Below are 18247 nucleotides of genomic sequence, written 5' to 3'. Positions count from 1 at the left end.
GATGCTTTCTTATACTAAGCGTAATTTGGAATTGACTGACTCAGGGTTTAAACTTAGTCTACCAGAGTTATCCAAAAATGTAAAAGTTTGATTTTATCAGTTTTCGATTTTGCAGGAAGTCGAATATTATCAGATTGAAATTTTGCTAGTTGGTTACCGTTCTGAACAGTCAATCTTCTAAGCTTATCATCAACAATCCATTCACCCTGAGATGTTTTAACAAGCTCCTCAATCCAATCGTTGATTTGTAGAAACCAAAAGTCAAAATCTTCTTTTTGTACATATCCAATTATAGCTGCATACCCAAGCCTTTTGCCATGAATACCTTTCTTGAATCGTTCAATGCCACCAGTAGGTTTATCATGACCAATTACGTATTCCTTTTCTCGATTTTGACCAGGCGTTGGAAGCCTTTTTGCCTCAATGGAGAAAAACGAGTCAAACTCAGCATAGTTCCGATCTCCAACGGTGATTTGTTCTTCTCGTGAAAGAGTGCCTATATCTATTTGTGGACTCATTCCTGAACTGTGATTTTCTACATTCTCATGATGAAAGAAAAAGGGGTAAGGTCCAGCTACTCGATTAAAGTACTTACAAAGTTTATCAGTCAACGCTTTTTCACTTGCAGTAATTTCCCCTTTAACTTTCTCCGAGAAGCCAGAAAAGTGAGTTTCAATGAATTCAATAACAGCCTTTATGGATGCGTCAATTTCAACTCCTTCTGAAAGGTTTCCATTACCGATATTTTCAATTCGATCTGCTAACATCAATACCCCTGTTTTCTAAGGTCTGTAAATGTTTCGTCTGCATCTCGTAGAGCAATCGACTGGAGCCAATAGCGAAGCTTCTTAGGCTTAATCAGGTAAATGACGTTCCCCTCATACATTCTCACAATGCGGGTAAGTCTTAAACTTGCATTGAGGTTTTTTCTTACCAAAGCCTCAAGATGACTTTCGGCTTCATCAGCGTTGGAAAAGTCAATGTCAGGTTTGTTTTCACCGAAATAAAATGGGTAACAGATATAAGAATTGGTTTCGAAGTAATCGTGTGGTTTAATTGAAGGATAAACCTTTGATAAAATCCCACAATAGATTTTTGCAAATTTCTTCAGATCAGGAGTAGAAGCATCTTGAATTGATATTGCTGAGTTTTCTCCTTTTTGTTTGAATTCAATGAGGTAATCAACGGTATCGTCAATAAGAATTTTCTCTTGGGTAGAGAAACTTAGATTATTGTCTTCTGAATATGGTAGATTATCAATATCTCCTTTTAGAATAGAGGTTGACTTGTTAACCATGAATCTTCCAGAGATAGCGGCTAGATAAAACAAGTAAAACTTATTGTTCTTAAGTCTATCAGCAATTCTTATTAATTCGGAGCTTTCTGATGCATGGATGCCAATAATTTGGGATTTGAAAGATAAAAAATCATTGGAAAAATCTATAGGAATAGAAGTTTTACCGGCTACTTCTCCAATAAGCAGGTGTGGTGGTTCAAAAATTTCAGGTCTTTTTACCCAGTCACGTAAAAAATGTGTATCGCTCAAATTGTCGATTTTGGTCTCATCAATACCTTCATCTTTTAAGCCACCTTTCAATAGAGTCTTTCTACCTGTTAAAAATTTTGCTGTTGTAAACTTTTTATCAAGTTTTTGTAGCCTTTCTTGCTCTGATGGATTTAGCCCATCACTTAAACTTTGTAATCTTAGAAGTTCAACTATTTCTGATTGCTTTCCGGTTTTAAAGCCTTCCCGTATTACCCAATTATCATTTTCAATTTTTTTAGATAAATACTGTCCCAATGTTCGATCATGCTTAAATCTGCTCACAAGCTGATGTACTCTGAATCCCCCAATAAAATTTGATTTCCATATGAGAGGATCGTTTAAAGCTAACTGCCTCGGAACATGGTGAAAATCATAAGTGTCCAATTCAAAATAAAGCTTCTCTTTGTGAGGTTTGGTTCTACGTGCGGTAATATGTAGCACACCTCTTTCTTTAGCTTTTTCATTCTTAATGAAAATTGCAGCGGTGGCAACATCGCCATTTTTACCAAAAAGGATTCTACTGATATGCGTGAAATCTATTACCTGAGGAATATTATATTTCTCAAATAACAGTCTTCTAAAATCCGTTGATGAATTGTTATAAAGAAGTGGGCCAGATGGTTGAATCAAGCAGACTAAACCCAGTGGCTTACAAAGTTTAACTGATTGCTCAAGAAAAAGAAGTGACACCTGATTATCAGGTAATTTTATCTGTTTGGCCTTTTTAGATGAGTTTTTATTTACCTCTGATTCATTTCTTTGTAGTAGCGCCTTACTCTCAATAATTTTTGCAGGTTCTGTTAAGCTTGAATCAAATGGTGGATTGCCAATGATCAGATCAAATTCTTGTTGCAGTTTATTTGATGCTAATACATTAAAGAAGTCGTCATGAATAATATTTCGCTCATGAAGATTGTCAAATTTTAAATCTTCCCAGATTTGTAAAGGGGTTAACTCATCGCACAGGGCTAAGCTTAAACTGAAAATGGTCAAGTCAGCGGCATCTTTGTTCAATTCAACTCCAAAGATGTTTTCCCTGAGTAAACTTTTGAGCGTCTCTAATGATGGTCTGTCCCAACCATTATTTCTTCGCCATCTATGAATTAGCCTTCTATATGCACCTACAAGAAAAACTCCGGATCCACATGCTGGATCGAGAATTTTAAAGTCAGTAGCATCTGACTCTAGAGGCATGGATTCATCAAGGAGGAAATTGACTAAAAATGGAGGCGTGTAAACTACACCTCGTTGCTTCCCCAGAAATTCTTCATAGATATTACTAATTAGCTCTACTGGTAGATCATTAAACGAATAAAGTTTCCACAATACCCGTTGAAGCCCTTCTGCCTCACCTTCTAGAAACAAGCCAAATCTACTTAGATCAGCGGTTTTTAGGAACTCTCTGTCATCATGATCTACCTGAAATATTCCTCCATTGAAATGTTCTGCCAAGAAATCCAAAAGATTTAGATATGCTCCCTTCTTTTGAAAAACATCAGTAAATTTCTCTCCGTTGGGAATAAACTTGCTGAAAAAGTTACTTGGAAATACTTTTCTGCCTTCCTCGTCCTCGCGCTCTTCCAAATACCTTACAAGGATAGAGGTCACCATTACCTTTCTAGCAATATTGGCCGGTAGGACTTTCGTTTTGATGATGTCCCGTAATGCTTGCTTTAATTCAGTAAGTAATTTCTCATATGCGCTATTACTAAACTTAAACTGCTTGCTATACTTTGAGTCCTCCCAGAATGTTCCATTGTCAAAAGCCCTTCCAGAGAATTCATCATATTCTTGTTGAACAGCTTTAGAAACATCTGCAGCTAACTTTATAACCTTTAAGGGCTTATACTTTAGTTGATTTCCTTCCGATGGTCTTTCAAAACAATTAAAGATTCTTATGTCTTTTTTTGTAAGCACAAAGAACATTGGAACCTGAGCGGAACTGTAAAGTTGTTTGTGTAACTGAGTTAGCTCTTGTTCCTCAACCCCAATCTTATTTGTGAAGTCATAAATGAAAATTTGGGGGATTGAAGGTCTATTTTGAAACCTCCTGAAATACACAAAATCGGCTCTGTATTTCTTGGCGTTTTCAAGAGCTAAGTATTCTTCAGGAGCTATGTGGCCTTGATGGTTATGAACAGAGACAAGGCCTGAGGTATGATTGGAATCTCCAATCATTTCTAATTTTTTTAGCCCTTGCTCTAACATCTCATTCATAATGTGTAAAAATACTAAAATATATAGTGTTTATGACTATTTATTTTAGTAATCACAGTTTTATTTGAAACTCAGGTAAATATTAAAACCCAAAATTCGCTTTTCGAGAAACAATGTTAAGATAGTCCTTTTAAATTGTTTATTGGACAAGTTTGACAAATTCTAGAATTAGTCTTCGGTCATCCAAAATTACTAATCACTTCGCCAACTTCAAACCCAAGTAAGCAGCAATCATTCCCGCAAAAATACTGGCCGCTATATACAATAGTGCTTGTAGAGGTTTATTCTCAAGTAGGAACGTGTTGCCCTCATAAGCAAAGGTAGAAAAGGTGGTAAACCCACCACAGAACCCAGCAATAAGCAAAAGGTTGATTTGAGGAGAAAGGAGTTTTTCTTGTGTGGCCCAGCCCATCAATAGACCGATAAGGAGGCAGCCTGCAATATTTACTACAAAAGTACCGTAAGGAAATAAATTTGGGTATTTAGAATGAATAGTGTGTTGAATTACATACCGTAAGGCACTTCCTACTGCGCCACCTAGAGCTACAATGAGTGCGTTTTTCATCATTCTTTTACCTCTTTTTTGGGCGCCTTCTTTTTAATGTATTTGTATACTTTATCGTAATCGCTATTTTCTTGATTCGATATTTTTACGTAGCCTTTGTTTATGAAAACCAACTTCAGTTGCTTGTATTCAGTTTTATTAGTGTGAATAATAGTTTCTTGCCACGCCCCTAATTCAGATATTTCTTGTACAGATTTAAAGAACCTGAAAGGGTAATAAACATGAATCTGGTCGTAGCCAATTTTCAATACTTTATAATTGAAAATAAGCTTATAGAGCATGATGGAACAAACCACCAATAAAAAGCCTAATAGAATATACCTCCATGTACCCGATGGCTCTGCTAAAATTTGGCGCATAAAGTAAAGTGCCCCGATAACGGAAATTAGAGTGAAAACCGTTAGGGAAAAGATAGTCTTACGTTTGGGCTTAGAAATAATCATGTGTTACGAATTAATCAAATCTTCTCTGAATTCGCTAATGTGTAATTGAATGTCGGGGAAAAATAGCCTGAATTCTTCTTCGAACATCGAATAATTTCGTGTTAAGTCCTGAATTGATTCATCCATTTTCGAATCGAATTTGGTTCTTCTAGACAAACCTAAAAGCGCACGGTGAATTCCTTTTATTTCGGCATATGCCAAGAGCCAATTATTCGAAACCATATAAGGTAACATGTGTTGAGCACGAGAAGGCATTTGGTTTTGAAAGGCCAATAGTTGCTTAAAGTGATTTTCAGAAAAAGTTTTCAAATCATCGGAATGAAATTCGCTAAAGTTCTTGGCCAAAAAGTGGTCGTAGAACATGTCTACAATAACCCCAGAATAATGCCTGTACTTTTCCGAAAGACGTTTTTTGCTCTGGCTTACCACCTCATGCGAATCAGTAAACCGATCAATTTCACGATGAAGCAATACACCTTTGGCAATATCAGGTTCGTAGTCTTGGTATTGGCTTCCTTTCACAAAATCGCCTAAAAAATTGCCAATGGCTATTTTTGAGTGTGATCCTGAGAGATATAAATGTGCTAAATAATTGATGACCTTTTTATTAGGTCAGTAAGGTAACCACTCAATACTTGAATTACAATTAGCCTTTGGTGAAGATGTTTTTAATGTTCAAATAGTCGATAAAATAAACCATTCTAATGGTAATTGAATCCACATTTGGTGCTCCAAAAGTGTTGTTGAAGTTATCGAAGAAACGCAATTGAGTATCATAGTCGTTTGTACCTATGCTTCTTTTCCAAATAGCTTTAATTTCAGAACCGGGGGCAAATTGCCAATTGTATTCCATGTCTATATTAAAGGCATTGTAGTTTCTATTATCAACTAGTTCTCCTGAATCGATACCAGTGTAGTTTGTAGCTATGAGTTCGTCATCTTCAGTAAGTTCATAAAACTCTTTATAGTCTACACGACTCCAGTAGTGCCTCACTCTAAGCGTAAGCCCCATTCTATTGGTGAAAATGTAACTGCCGTTTAATGTATTGGTGAAGTTTCTTACTTCTCTTCTACCAAAAATTACAGACTCTAAATCACCAGTGCTACTATTGTAAAGCCTTCTAGCATATCCTCTTTCGTTGTCGCGGCTGCTTACGTCTATATTATGACTGATTTCAGCTCTTTCGCCAATTCTAACTCTCGCTGATAGATTTCCGGAGATGTCTTCTTGATCCCAGTCGGGCCTTCTTCCATACCTTAAGTTGGCCGACATTCGTACTTGCTTACGGCTGTCGGTATTTATATTTATTCTTCCACTATAATTACTTGGTTTTTTGAAAACATAGCCCGAAACCCTAGATTCAAAAAAGTCATTACTTATTCCTGGGCTTTGGTTGAATTCGGTACTTAGGCTCCAGAAGTTTTTAAGTTGTCCGTTAACATTTACGCTATACCTCCATGTAGAAAATTCGTGTGGTTCATATAGCTGTTCGTGGTTTGCGTTCAGTCTTATTCTGTAATTGTTAAATGCCCCAACTGGGCTAAATTGATTGAATGAGAAGTTTGCCCCATGTTCAATTTGGTTAGACTGGCGTAAAAAACCTAAATCGTTAATGTCGTAAGTGTCTGATTCAACATTTCTATTGATGCCATACTGAAACTGTCCTCGATTCTTATTAATACCAATATTGTATTTAATTCCTCCTTTGGTGCTCTTTATGTCATCTGAATAAGAAGCCACATTGCTATAGCCAAAAAAGCCTGAAGCACGCCAATTCCTATTGGCATCGTTAAGCGAAAAATTGAAGGCTGTTACATTAGCGTCATCTCCATTTTTTGCCCTTGTTACATTCGTATTCGTAAGTGTTACACTTGAGTTATTCTTTAGGTTTTGATCGAGAACAATGACGTTAAAATTGGTGAGTGGGTCTGCTTCCACCTGGGTTTTTTCACCGGTATCAATATTCTCTACTTCTAAATAAGTAGGTTTGGTAATGGCATTAAAGAACCCAATTCCCAAGCCTTTATTAGTTCGGCCTGTAATTTTACTCGCATTAATAAGCTGCGCGGCATCGGGTGAATAAACAACCGATTCCTTGTCGTTTAGCGCTCGGCTACGGTGGCCAAATGTGCCGCCTATTCTTCTAGAATAGAACAAACCAGCTTTATTAAAAAGCTCAACCCCTTCGGTAAAAAACGCTCTGTTTTCGTCAAATTTAACTTCGAAAGGACTAAGGTTAAGTACTTGTCTATCAGATCTTACTCCGCTAAAATCTGGAATAAGGGTCATGTCCAAAGTAAAGGCATCATTGATTCCGTACTTTATGTCCATACCTCCATTCAACCTTGGGTTGCTCATGCCTACTTCCGTAGACCTGTTTACAACTGTTGATACATAAGGGTATAAAAATAATCGGGTAGGAGGTTTTATATTCTTGATGTTTTTTATTACTCCAGCCTGATTTAAATAACCAGAAATTTCAGGGTCGATCGGACTCCAATAGGAGCTTTCATTTAAGGAAGTATTTTGGCGCATAAAGTTGATGCCCCAGTTCTGAACATCTTGAGAACTGAACCTCAATACCGCATAGGGTATTTTCATTTCCACAGTCCAGTACTCATCGCTAATTTTTACCGAAGAAAGCCAAACAGCATTCCAGCCTGAGTCGTTTCTCCAAATGCTTTCGTTGCCACCGTTGGAATAGCGGGTATCGTATTGAACACCAGCAACAGTAACGAAAATTCCTACGCCATTGAGCCCAGCATTATAAGGGTCAAAGCTCACGCCAAAATAATCAGAATTACCAATGTTGTCACGGTTAGTCAATAGGTTAAAAACGTCTTCTCTTTTGTCGTATAGCTGAGCTACCACATAAATTGCTTCATCATCATAAAGCATTCGCACTTCTGTCTTTTTGCTGGATGGCATTCCCGGATTTGGACTGTTTTGCACAAAATCCGTCACTAATGGGGCTAAACACCACACATCTTCATCCATTACACCATCTATGGTGATCTTCTCATTAGTTCTTACCGCCTCAAATGATTTCCGCTCCTGCTGAGCGTTTACACTTATTGACCAAACTAATACCAGAATTAAGGTCGTTAACTTATTGAAATTCAATGCTTTTTTGTTTGTATGTAATAACACACAAAGGTGGGTATTGTTGGTAGACTTATAAATTCAAATTATTTACGCACCTCATTTTTTGGTGTGAATGGTTTTGGTACACTAATTCCTGAGTTTAATTATATATGATTATTGTGTTCAAAAATGTGAATATCAGAAAGGATAGTCTTCAAAACTGAAACTATAAGAGCCTGCATGTGCGGACAAAGAAGAATAGAAGAGGCCAATTTTTATTGTGATGAAATTCTGAATATTCAGTCCTTTCATTTTCTTAATGTACTTTTATGCCATGGATGTTTACGGAAAGGCACTCAACGATTTTCACGCTGGAGTAGAAGATCAATCTCTCATACTTAATACCTCTTATGGTGAGTCGGAAGAAATGCCTGTTTGGTATTTTTTTAGAAGCTATGAAGAGATGCCAGAAATGGAGCAAATGGCACTTTCTATTGCCGATGGCGACATCCTGGATGTGGGTGCAGGAACAGGATGCCACGCCTTAGTATTGCAACAAATGGGTAAGAAGGTTACCGCTATCGATACCTCAAGCCATGCCGTAGACTTAATGAAAAAAGATGGCCTGAAAAACGCCATTCAAGCGGATTATTTCAAATTCAACCAAAAGAAATACGATACCATAATTCTACTGATGAATGGTATAGGCATGGTGGGTAAACTCAACCGATTGAAAACATTTTTAGATCATGCCAAAACCTTATTAAAACCTGAAGGACAGTTGATTTTTGACACTTCAGACATTAAATATTTGTATGAGGGACAAAATATACCAACGGACAAATACTATGGCGAAGTAAGCTTTCAATACGAATACCAAGGCGAAAAAGGGGAGTGGTTTGATTGGGTATATATTGATGAAGATACCCTTGCCGACATTGCTGAAGAGTGTGGTTGGTTTTTATACTACCTCCATAAAGACGAAAACGATCAGTATTTGGTCAGAATGATTCCTAAGGAATACAAATAATTCTTATCTAGACTTTTTTTATTGATGCTGGAAAGAATAAAATGCTTTTCCCAGCATTCTTTTTTTGAATAAAGAACCACCGATTTTACCCGAACCAAAGACTAATTCTTAAATTCGTTTATGCAGCACATTTTGCAATCCTACCTCAGGCGATTGACAAACCTTTCAGCGAACAACCGCTCGCTGGTGTTGCTCAAGCTTTTGTCCGATCAGTTCATCGATCTCCACGATTTTGATCATATGGACTTAAAGCCTTCTTTTCGGATTATAGAAGATATTATTGCCCAGAAAACCTCCATTCCGCTTATTCCAAATTCAGACGCTAGAGATGCGCGGTCTAACCAGCTGGCTACCCGATTGAGAAAAGTGAAAAGGAGGGAGCAGTTCCTTTTTGATGAAACAGGAGGAAAGGATTTGTATGTTGGTTGGCCCTTTGTGCAGGGCAAATTTAACGATGGCTCCATCGTTCGAGCCCCACTTATTTTCTTTCCAGTGAATCTGGAAATGAAAGACAATGAGTGGAGTCTAAAGCCAAGAACGGATGTGAACGTAACATTGAACAAAAGCTTTTTAATGGCTTATGCCCATTTTAATAATGTAAGCCTTGATGAAGATTTGCTCGAAAGGTCTTTTGATGATTTTGAAAAGGGAAGTACCGTGTTCAGAACCAGCCTGTATGATTTGCTCGAAGAAAGCAAAATCAGTATTCGATTCGGAAGCGCTATTTATGCCGATAAACTGAATCCATTTGCTGAATTTTCAAAAGCTGGATTTGAAAAAGATAATGACCTCGGTAAACTCAACTTGGTTTCAGAAGCTGTATTAGGCATTTTTCCTCAAGCCGATTCTTACCTTATGCCAGATTACGAACATATGCTGGCCAATCTAAAAGTGGATTCGCTGGAAGAATTCTTCGCTCAGAAAAACCTTTCAGAACAAAATGACTTTGGAGCCGACTTTGATCCGTACCGATACTTTCTGGATAAGGTAAAAGAAGAGGAAACTTTCACTCCTTTCAGAAAGGATGTCTTTCAAGAAAACGCAATCAAGGCGGTTAAAAAGGGAAATTCAATTGTAGTGCAAGGGCCTCCGGGTACCGGAAAATCACAATTGATTTGTAACCTGATGGCCGACTACATGGCCAGAGGAAGGAAAGTACTTTTGGTAAGCCAGAAACGAGCGGCTTTAGATGTGGTATATGAACGCCTTAAAGCAAAGGACATCACTGATTTTGTTGGCTTGGTGCATGATTTCAAGAATGATCGGAAAGAGATTTACTCGAAAATTTCGAACCAAATTTCTCGACTGAATGAATATAAAAGGAACAATACCAACTTAGACGCCATTCAACTCGATCGTGCGTTTAAGCAGGCCAGCCGAACCATTGATGATGTAACCGATACACTCGAAGATTATAAGAAGGCGCTGTTTGATGACACCGAAAGTGGCCTTTCTGTAAAGGAATTGTACCTCACTTCTGACCCCGAAATGGAGTCCATTCCTTTGGTGCAAGAGTACAACCAAATTGATTTCCGAGGCAATCAGTTTGAAAAGGAAATGACGCGTTATTTTGAGTATGCGCAGAAATTAAATGTGGAGGGGCATCCTTGGTCTGAAAGGGTTGACTTCTCTTCTTTTAAGGTTCAAGACCTCAAGAAAATGCTGGAATACCTAGATGAGATTCCTGTAGAAACCAGTCGATTGGCAGGGGAAGTGTCGGCCATAGTGGAGGAAAAGGTAGATTATGACACCTGCCGAAGAATGGCTGAAAATTTAGACAAGCTCAAAGACTTTAATGAATACCTGAAAAACGAAAAGATTTATGCCCTGCTAAAACCCATGATTGGTGTTCCGAATAAGGAGAGCGACTTGCTTTGGTTGGCCAACAATAGGGTTTTGATCAATAAATGTTTTGAAGGCGAAGGGGTAGAGAAGAGTTTAGAAACCAAAGCACTTGGAGAGGTTCAGACTTTATTGAAGAAAAGGGCAAATGCTCGAAGATCGATTATTAGGTCTATTAAGTGGAGTTTTTCCAAAGAGAAAATCCGATTGGCGAGAATTCTTGTGGCCAATGGGCTTTCCAATACCAAGGAAGATTTCAAAATTCTAGATCAACGCATTGATAACCGCTTGAACCTGCAACATCAAATTACAAAAATCAAATCGGTTGTTTGGATCGAAGCGGTGCCTAATTCTTTTCAACAGGAAGATTTAAATACATGGATTGATCAGCTAGAAATGGCACTAAGGGCCAAGTTGATTTTTGCTTCCTTTACTAATTTCAAAGAGTATTTCCCTGTAAATAAACTTACAGCCAAAGAAATAAAGTCAAGAATAAAGGCCATTCGCACCACCCTAAAGGATTTACCCAAAAAGAGGGAAGCGTGGAATAAGTATATTCTTCCGGTGCAGATAGACCAGCTGCTTCTTCCTTCCGATTTTCTTTCCCAACTAAAGCGAACACTCAAGCGCGATTTCGATTCTATCTGCGAGATGGATCAAATCAAAAGCTCATTAACAGAGGCTCGGCTTTCTGGGCTTAAAAGGTTGGAAGAATTGGGCACAAGAACCACTGCAGAATACATCGCCATTTTCGATAATAGCTTGCGCTTGGCTTGGATCGATCATATTGAAAGTAAACATCCGATTTTGAGGTCGGTATCTACTTTAAAATTTGAGCAGATGATTAGCGATCTTCAGGATGCCGAGGCGCAGAAACTGGAAACGAGCACTCAAATTTTGCTTCAAAAAGCGAGAGAAAAAACCTACGAGCCTGCGGAGTACAATCGCCTGAACAATATGATCACCTATCGGGACCTTGAGCATCAGGTAAATAAAAAGCGACAGATTTGGCCTTTGAGAAAATTGATCAATCATTTTTCGGAGGATATTTTTTCTTTGATGCCTTGTTGGATGGCCTCACCAGAATCCGTTTCGGCCATTTTTCCTATGGAAAGCTTTTTCGATTTGGTCATTTTTGACGAAGCCAGTCAGTGCTTTTCAGAAAGGGGCTTACCTGCTATTTATAGAGGAAAGCAATTGGTCATTGCTGGCGACAGTCAGCAATTGAGGCCGAATGATTTATACAGAGTAAAGTGGGAAGAAGAATCGGAGGAGATGGCACTGGAAGTAGAATCGCTTTTAGAATTGGCAAGCAAATTCTTAATGCAAGTGCAGCTTCAAGGCCATTACAGAAGTCAGTCACTGGCTTTGATTGATTTTTCGAACCAACATTTCTATAAAGGCAAGCTTCAGATGCTTCCTCATTTTAATCAAATCAATGATTCGAAACCTGCCATTGATTTCATCAAAATGGATGGGCTTTGGGAAAAGCAAACCAATATTCTTGAAGCTGACAAAGTAATTGAATTGCTCCTTCAACTCAAGAAGAGTGACACATCTAAATCGGTAGGGGTGGTTACTTTCAATGTGAGCCAGCAGCATTTGATTCAAGATAAAATTGAAGAGCACGGACTCAATGATTGGGAAGGGCTTTTTGTGAAGAACATCGAGAACGTTCAGGGGGATGAACGTGACATTATCATTTTCTCCACGGCTTACGGGCGTGATGTGAAAGGCAAAATCAACCTACATTTTGGCAGCCTCAATATGGCTGGCGGAGAGAATCGGTTGAATGTGGCCATTACAAGAGCGAAGGAAAAGGTAATGATTGTAACTTCTTTACTGCCAGAAGAAATGAAGGTAAGTCAGTTAAAAAATGAAGGCTCAAAGCTACTCAAGGCTTATTTGGAATATGCCAAAAAAGTATCCGAAGGCGAATATGAACCCACTGTCAATACCTCAAAAGCCTTTGGCCAAGATTGGTATTTGAAAAATAAACTGAAAGATTGGGAGAAAGACTTCCCCATAAAATTCACCGAGGAACTTCCTTTTGCCGACCTTTCTTTAAAGTGGAGGGGGAAATACAAAGGTGTTTTAATGACAGACGATAACGTATTTTATGAAAGCGCTACGGTTAAGGACAGTTTTGTTTACAAGCCATTTCTATTAGAGTCGAAAGAATGGAAATACAGGTTTGTGCATAGCCGAAATTTTTGGCAGAACCCTCAAGTCGTAAAAGAGAATATAGGCCGTTTGGTGGAGGCGGTTCAAGAATCAAACTAATTCGCAGCTTCCTCCACCCGAACCCCCACAGATGGAATTTCCTGCAAGTTAGCTTCGCGCATATATTGGGCTACTTTTATTTTGTAGGCCCCTGTTTTGGGAAAGGTGTAGGCAGGAAGAATCTCTATTTCGTGTTGAAAAATGCTATTGCCTTTGCCAGATGGCTTTCCTGTAATGGGGTCAAACAATTGAATATTGATTAACTCAGACTTGATTTCTGTGCCTTGTTCGTTCAGCAAGTAATAAGTGAGGTAGAGGTTTTGAGATTTAAAATCAATTGAATTACGAACGTTCAACAGTATTCTTTTGGGTTGGCTGTCTTCAATTTTAAACTCGAATTCAGGTATGGTATCCATATTCCAGACGGCAGCCTCAAAATCATACACCTCTTCGTAAATTTTGTACCGATCGCAGGCGCTTAATGCGGCCACCAAAGTTAACAGGCAAAGCCATTGTACTCGTCTCATTTTTCTGGCCTGTTATTTTTGTTCTTATTTCGGCTTCTATTCTTGTTACTCCTATTTCTGTTTTTGGAGTTAAGGTTTCTCTTTTTACCTCCTGGATTATTTGTTCCCTTGTCTTTTTGCTTGAACTTTTTGTCCATTTTTTCAAGGTCGCGGTTAATGCCCACATCGCTCAAATCTTTAATCTCAAGTTCGTCTAAGGTCAGGGTTTCAGGAATCACCCCTTTTTCATTCATTTCTTTTATCTCAGCCACTCTATGGGCATCAATAGGGTGCCAAGTGTTTTCGCCATCGTAGCCAAACCACATGATTTTTCTGAAAATGTCTGTTTTTTGAAGCTTGGCATCTCCTACCTTAGTTTTTAGCTTGGTCACTTCTGGAATATCTTCCAAAGCTTCCATATAAGTTTCAAGCTCGTAGTTGAGGCAACACTTTAGTCGGCCACACTGCCCAGAAAGTTTGCCCGGGTTTAAGCTTAGGTTTTGGTAACGAGCAGCACTGGTGCTCACACTTTTAAATTCGTTCAGCCAGGTAGAGCAGCACAATTCTCTTCCGCAAGAGCCTATTCCGCCCAAACGACCCGCCTCTTGCCTAAGGCTGATTTGTTTCATTTCGACACGGATTTTGAATTCACTGGCCAAAACTTTGATCAGTTCTCTAAAGTCAACGCGATCTTCTGCTGAATAGTAAAAAGTAGCTTTTGTATTGTCTGCCTGAAACTCAACATCGGTGAGTTTCATGTTCAGTTTCTGGTCTTGAATAATTTGACGAGTACGGAACATGGTAGGCATGTCGCGCTTTCTTACGCTGTCATATTTTTCAAGGTCTTTGAGCGTAGCTTTTCGATAAATCTTCTTGATTTCATCGTTGTTGGCTACTTTTTTCTTTTGCATTTGGAGCCTTACCAGTTCGCCCTGCATAGAAACATAACCCAAATGGTGGCCACTTGGTACATCTACAATAACGGCATCGCCAGTAACAAAATCTATGTTATCTGTATTACGGAAGAATTCCTTTCTGCCGTTTTTGAATCTAACCTCTACAATATCGAAAGTGTCTACAGCGGGCATGTCCATATTGGACAGCCAGTCGAAGACATTCATTTTGTTACAACCCCCGGTTGAACAGCCTCCGTTATTGTTGCAGCCAGAGACTTCCCCTTCGGTACTTACTCCACAACTACAGCTCATATATTATATTTAAGACCTTTCGGCCGTTAAATCGTTATTTTAATAATTTCAAAATGTCTTGGCCAATATCGGTTCTGTGATATTCGTCTTGCCAAGAAATTTTGTTCACCCCATTATACGCATTTTCAAGGGCTTTTTCTACCGATGCGCCCATGCCTGTAACCGCCAATACTCTACCGCCATTGGTCAATACTTGGTTAGAAGCGTTCAGTTGAGTTCCTGCATGAAAAACAGTGGCCTCATTTACCATTTCAATTCCTGAAATTTCTTTGCCTTTTTCATAAGCTTCAGGATAACCGCCTGCCACCATTACCACAGTAGTAGCCGTTTGAGGGCTAACACTGAAGCTCTTTTTATGGAGAGTTCCATTGGCTGAACCTTCTAAAATCTCTAATAGATCAGAGTCGATTCTAGACAATACGGACTGCGTTTCGGGGTCGCCCATTCGAACGTTATATTCAATTACGTAAGGCTCACCTTCCATATTCATTAAACCGATGAAAAGGAAGCCTTTGTAGTCGATGCCTTCTTGTTTCAAACCATTGATGGTTGGCTTAATCACTCTCTCTTCTACCTTAGTTAAAAACTCTTTGGTAGCGAAAGGGACAGGTGAAATGGCACCCATTCCTCCAGTATTTAAACCCGTATCTTTCTCTCCAATGCGTTTATAATCTTTGGCCTCGGGAAGAATTTTATAGTTAGAGCCATCGCTCAATACGAAAACTGACAGCTCGATTCCGTGTAAAAACTGCTCAACTACTACGCGACTTGATGCTTCACCAAACTTGGCATCTACCAGCATTTCTTTTAGCGTTTCACGAGCGTGTTCTGCGGTTTCGGAAATAATTACTCCCTTACCTGCAGCCAAACCATCAGCTTTTAACACGATAGGTGTTGGGTGACTCGAAACGTAATTGAGTCCTTCTTCCAGGGTGTCAATAGTAAAGGTTTTAGACTTTGCAGTTGGAACCCCATGGCGATTCATGAAGTCTTTCGAGAAGTCTTTACTGCCTTCCAATTGAGCACCAGCGGCTCCTGGCCCAACCAATAGCACATTCTTAAGCTGACTGTCTTTTTCAAAATAATCACGAATGCCATTTACCAAAGGGTCTTCTGGCCCAACAACTACTAAGTCAATCTGGTTTTCTATTACAAATTCACCGATGGTTTTAAAATCGGTTACTTTAATATTTACGTTTTCGGCAATGCTTGCTGTACCTGCATTTCCAGGGGCAACAAACAGTTTATTACAACGTGGGCTTTGCGAGATTTTCCAAGCAAAAGCATGTTCGCGTCCGCCACTGCCCAACACAAGAATGTTCATGAAATTTGAAGTTTTTGAAGCGGTAAAGGTAATTAATTTGCGTATTCTGAATGGAATTTTATTCTCACCAAACGAAGGTCTTCTTCAGAAACGTCTTCATCTGCGAATTCCTCAAGCGCCAACTGAATATCATCACTTTCAGCATTTAAGAAGTAATCGAGAATGTCTTCTTCACGATCTTCATCCATGATTTCTTCCAAATAGTAATCAAGGTTAAGCTTGGTGCCTGAAAAACAAATAATTTCCATTTCGTCCAACAAAGTCTCCATGGTCCAGCCTTTCATATCAGCTACTTCTTCCAGATCAATTTTTCTATCGATCTGCTGAATGATATAGATTTTGTTTTTGGATTTAGAACCAGACGATTTGATCACAACCACATCTTCCGTATCAATGTCGTTGTCTTCAACGTACTTATTGATGATTTTAAGGAATGGCGCGCCAAATTTTTTCACTTTACCCATTCCAATGCCATTTACATTGCTCAGTGCTTCTTCCGTAGTGGGATAAGTGGTAGCCATTTCTTGTAAAGATGGCTCTTGAACAATGGCGTATGGCGGTAAATCATGTTCTTTGGCTACTTTTCGTTGTTCTGCTTTTAGCAAATCAAAGAGTACTTTATCGTACGACTGACCAGTAGTGGTTTGGTGGGTCACTTCATTGCCATCATCTTCGCCCAAGTCTACATCACTAAAATCGTGATCTTTAGTGAGCTTAAATGAATATGGGTTTTTTAAGAAGTCTTTTCCTTTTTGCGTAAGCTTTAAAACTCCAACATTTTCAATGTCTTTGGCCAAGAATTCATAAAGTAAGGTTTGGCGTACAACAGATTTCCAGAAACTTTCCTCTTGGGTTTTTCCGGCTCCAAAAACCGGAAGCTTGTTGTGCTTATAGCTTTTAATATACTGATTCTGAGAGCCTCGAATTACATTTACAATGTGTCCTAAGCCAAACCTTTCGTCCGTTTCGGTTACAGCCTGAATGGCTGTTTTGATATAATCTTGCGCTTCGTATTCTTCGCGCTCATATTTACAGTTGTCGCACATGCCGCTTTCACGACATTGGGTGTCATCGTATTCTTCGCCAAAATAGTGGAGCAATTGTTTTCTCCTACACACTGTCGATTCCGAGTAATAACTCATTTCATCGAGCAGAATTTTGGAGTTTTCTTTCTCAGTAACTGGCTTGTCTTTGTTGAATTTCTCCAGCTTCATAATGTCTGAATAGCTGTAGAACATTATGCACTGACCTTCGAGGCCATCTCTACCCGCACGACCAGTTTCTTGGTAATAGCCTTCAAGTGATTTTGGTACATCGTAGTGGATAACAAACCTAACATCGGGTTTGTCAATTCCCATTCCAAAAGCAATGGTAGCTACAATTACATCTACTTCTTCATTAAGAAAATCATCTTGGTTTTTTATTCGAACCTCAGGATCGAAGCCTGCATGATAAGGTCTGGCGTTAAAGCCGTTTACTTGAAGAAAGTTTGCAATTTCTTCTACTTTTTTACGACTAAGGCAATAGATAATTCCCGATTTGCCTTTGTTTTCCCTCATGAACTTGATCAGTTGTTTTTTGATCGATTTCTTGGGTCTAACTTCGTAATAAAGGTTTTCGCGGTTGAATGACGACTTGAAAAGGTCGGCCTCTTCCATTTGCAGGTTACGCTGAATGTCTAGCTGTACTTTTGGAGTAGCTGTAGCGGTAAGCGCAATAATGGGTAAATCTCCTAACTGATCGATTATACTTTTAATTCTGCGGTATTCTGGTCTAAAGTCATGTCCCCATTCAGAAATACAGTGGGCTTCATCAATGGCCGCAAAAGAAATGTCCGCTTGCTTAAGAAACTCTACGTTTTCTTCTTTAGTAAGCGACTCTGGTGCTACATAAAGCAATTTTACTTCTCCAGCGAGAACTGCTTTTTTGAGTTTGTTGATCTGACTTTTTGTTAAAGTCGAATTCAAGAAACGGGCATTGATTCCCACAGCATTCATTTGATCTACCTGATTTTTCATCAGGGCAATCAAAGGCGATATTACAATGGCCGTTCCAGGCCTAACAATCGCTGGTAACTGATAACACATTGATTTACCCGCTCCAGTGGGCATAATCACGAAGGTATTTTTACCTGCGAGAATATTTTTTATGACTGGTTCTTGGTTGCCTCTAAAGGTATCGTAACCGAATACTTCTTTTAATTTTTTTCTTAATTCCTCCACACTTCCTATAAATATATCCAGTTTTAAAAAACGTTT

Annotated in this window: 12 protein-coding genes; 2 read left to right on the top strand and 10 right to left on the bottom strand. The window is 38.9% G+C overall.

The features are described 5' to 3' along the window. Positions 1–53: 53 nt before the first annotated feature. The 6 genes from MB14_RS18625 to MB14_RS18600 form a co-directional block, all read right to left on the bottom strand. A complete protein-coding gene (locus tag MB14_RS18625; protein WP_062594296.1) occupies positions 54–767 on the bottom strand; it encodes a hypothetical protein in 714 nt (237 codons plus the stop codon). Beyond that, entirely contained in the window at positions 767–3763 is a 2997-nt protein-coding gene (locus MB14_RS18620) for an HsdM family class I SAM-dependent methyltransferase (RefSeq protein WP_062594295.1), read from the bottom strand. Before MB14_RS18620 ends, MB14_RS18625 begins: the two co-directional genes overlap by 1 nt. Before the next feature lie 196 nt (positions 3764–3959). Continuing rightward, positions 3960–4331, bottom strand: a complete 372-nt coding sequence (gene crcB / locus MB14_RS18615; protein ID WP_221405522.1) for a fluoride efflux transporter CrcB — start codon at positions 4329–4331, stop codon at positions 3960–3962. Then, positions 4328–4771 carry a hypothetical protein gene (locus tag MB14_RS18610; protein WP_132644147.1) on the bottom strand — a complete coding sequence of 148 codons (444 nt, stop codon included), beginning with the start codon at positions 4769–4771 and terminating at the stop codon, positions 4328–4330. Before MB14_RS18610 ends, crcB begins: the two co-directional genes overlap by 4 nt. A 3-nt stretch (positions 4772–4774) precedes the next feature. Further along, entirely contained in the window at positions 4775–5368 is a 594-nt protein-coding gene (locus MB14_RS18605; protein WP_062594291.1) for an acyl carrier protein phosphodiesterase, read from the bottom strand. A 49-nt stretch (positions 5369–5417) separates the two neighbouring features. After that, the gene (locus MB14_RS18600; protein ID WP_132644148.1) at positions 5418–7895 is read right to left on the bottom strand and encodes a DUF5916 domain-containing protein; all 2478 of its coding nucleotides are present in this window, start codon (positions 7893–7895) and stop codon (positions 5418–5420) included. Positions 7896–8190: 295 nt separating this feature from the next. Here MB14_RS18600 and MB14_RS18595 point away from each other — a divergent pair, with 295 nt between their 5' ends. Together MB14_RS18595 and MB14_RS18590 are read left to right on the top strand one after the other, a co-directional pair. Next, positions 8191–8886, top strand: a complete 696-nt coding sequence (locus MB14_RS18595; RefSeq protein ID WP_062594317.1) for a class I SAM-dependent methyltransferase — start codon at positions 8191–8193, stop codon at positions 8884–8886. Between the two features lie 120 nt (positions 8887–9006). After that, on the top strand, positions 9007–13011 hold the full coding sequence (locus MB14_RS18590) for an AAA domain-containing protein (protein ID WP_062594287.1): 4005 nt from the start codon (positions 9007–9009) through the stop codon (positions 13009–13011). On the opposite strand, the gene MB14_RS18585 is transcribed toward MB14_RS18590, so the two are convergent. The 4 genes from MB14_RS18585 to recQ are packed head-to-tail and all read right to left on the bottom strand — an operon-like array spanning position 13008 to position 18211. After that, the gene (locus MB14_RS18585; RefSeq protein WP_084376154.1) at positions 13008–13478 is read right to left on the bottom strand and encodes a gliding motility lipoprotein GldH; all 471 of its coding nucleotides are present in this window, start codon (positions 13476–13478) and stop codon (positions 13008–13010) included. The genes MB14_RS18590 and MB14_RS18585 overlap by 4 nt on opposite strands. After that, entirely contained in the window at positions 13475–14665 is a 1191-nt protein-coding gene (locus MB14_RS18580; protein ID WP_062594283.1) for a PSP1 domain-containing protein, read from the bottom strand. Before MB14_RS18580 ends, MB14_RS18585 begins: the two co-directional genes overlap by 4 nt. 34 nt (positions 14666–14699) lie before the next feature. Beyond that, the gene (gene purD, locus MB14_RS18575) at positions 14700–15989 is read right to left on the bottom strand and encodes a phosphoribosylamine--glycine ligase (protein WP_062594281.1); all 1290 of its coding nucleotides are present in this window, start codon (positions 15987–15989) and stop codon (positions 14700–14702) included. A 32-nt stretch (positions 15990–16021) separates the two neighbouring features. Then, entirely contained in the window at positions 16022–18211 is a 2190-nt protein-coding gene (recQ, locus tag MB14_RS18570) for a DNA helicase RecQ (RefSeq protein ID WP_062594279.1), read from the bottom strand. Between the last annotated feature and the right edge of the window lie 36 nt (positions 18212–18247).

The organism is Roseivirga ehrenbergii, from assembly GCF_001593005.1.
In the GTDB taxonomy this organism is placed as follows: domain Bacteria; phylum Bacteroidota; class Bacteroidia; order Cytophagales; family Cyclobacteriaceae; genus Roseivirga; species Roseivirga ehrenbergii.
The sequence above is the reverse complement of the archived record's forward strand: the minus strand, read 5'-3'. Positions and strand labels throughout refer to the sequence as shown.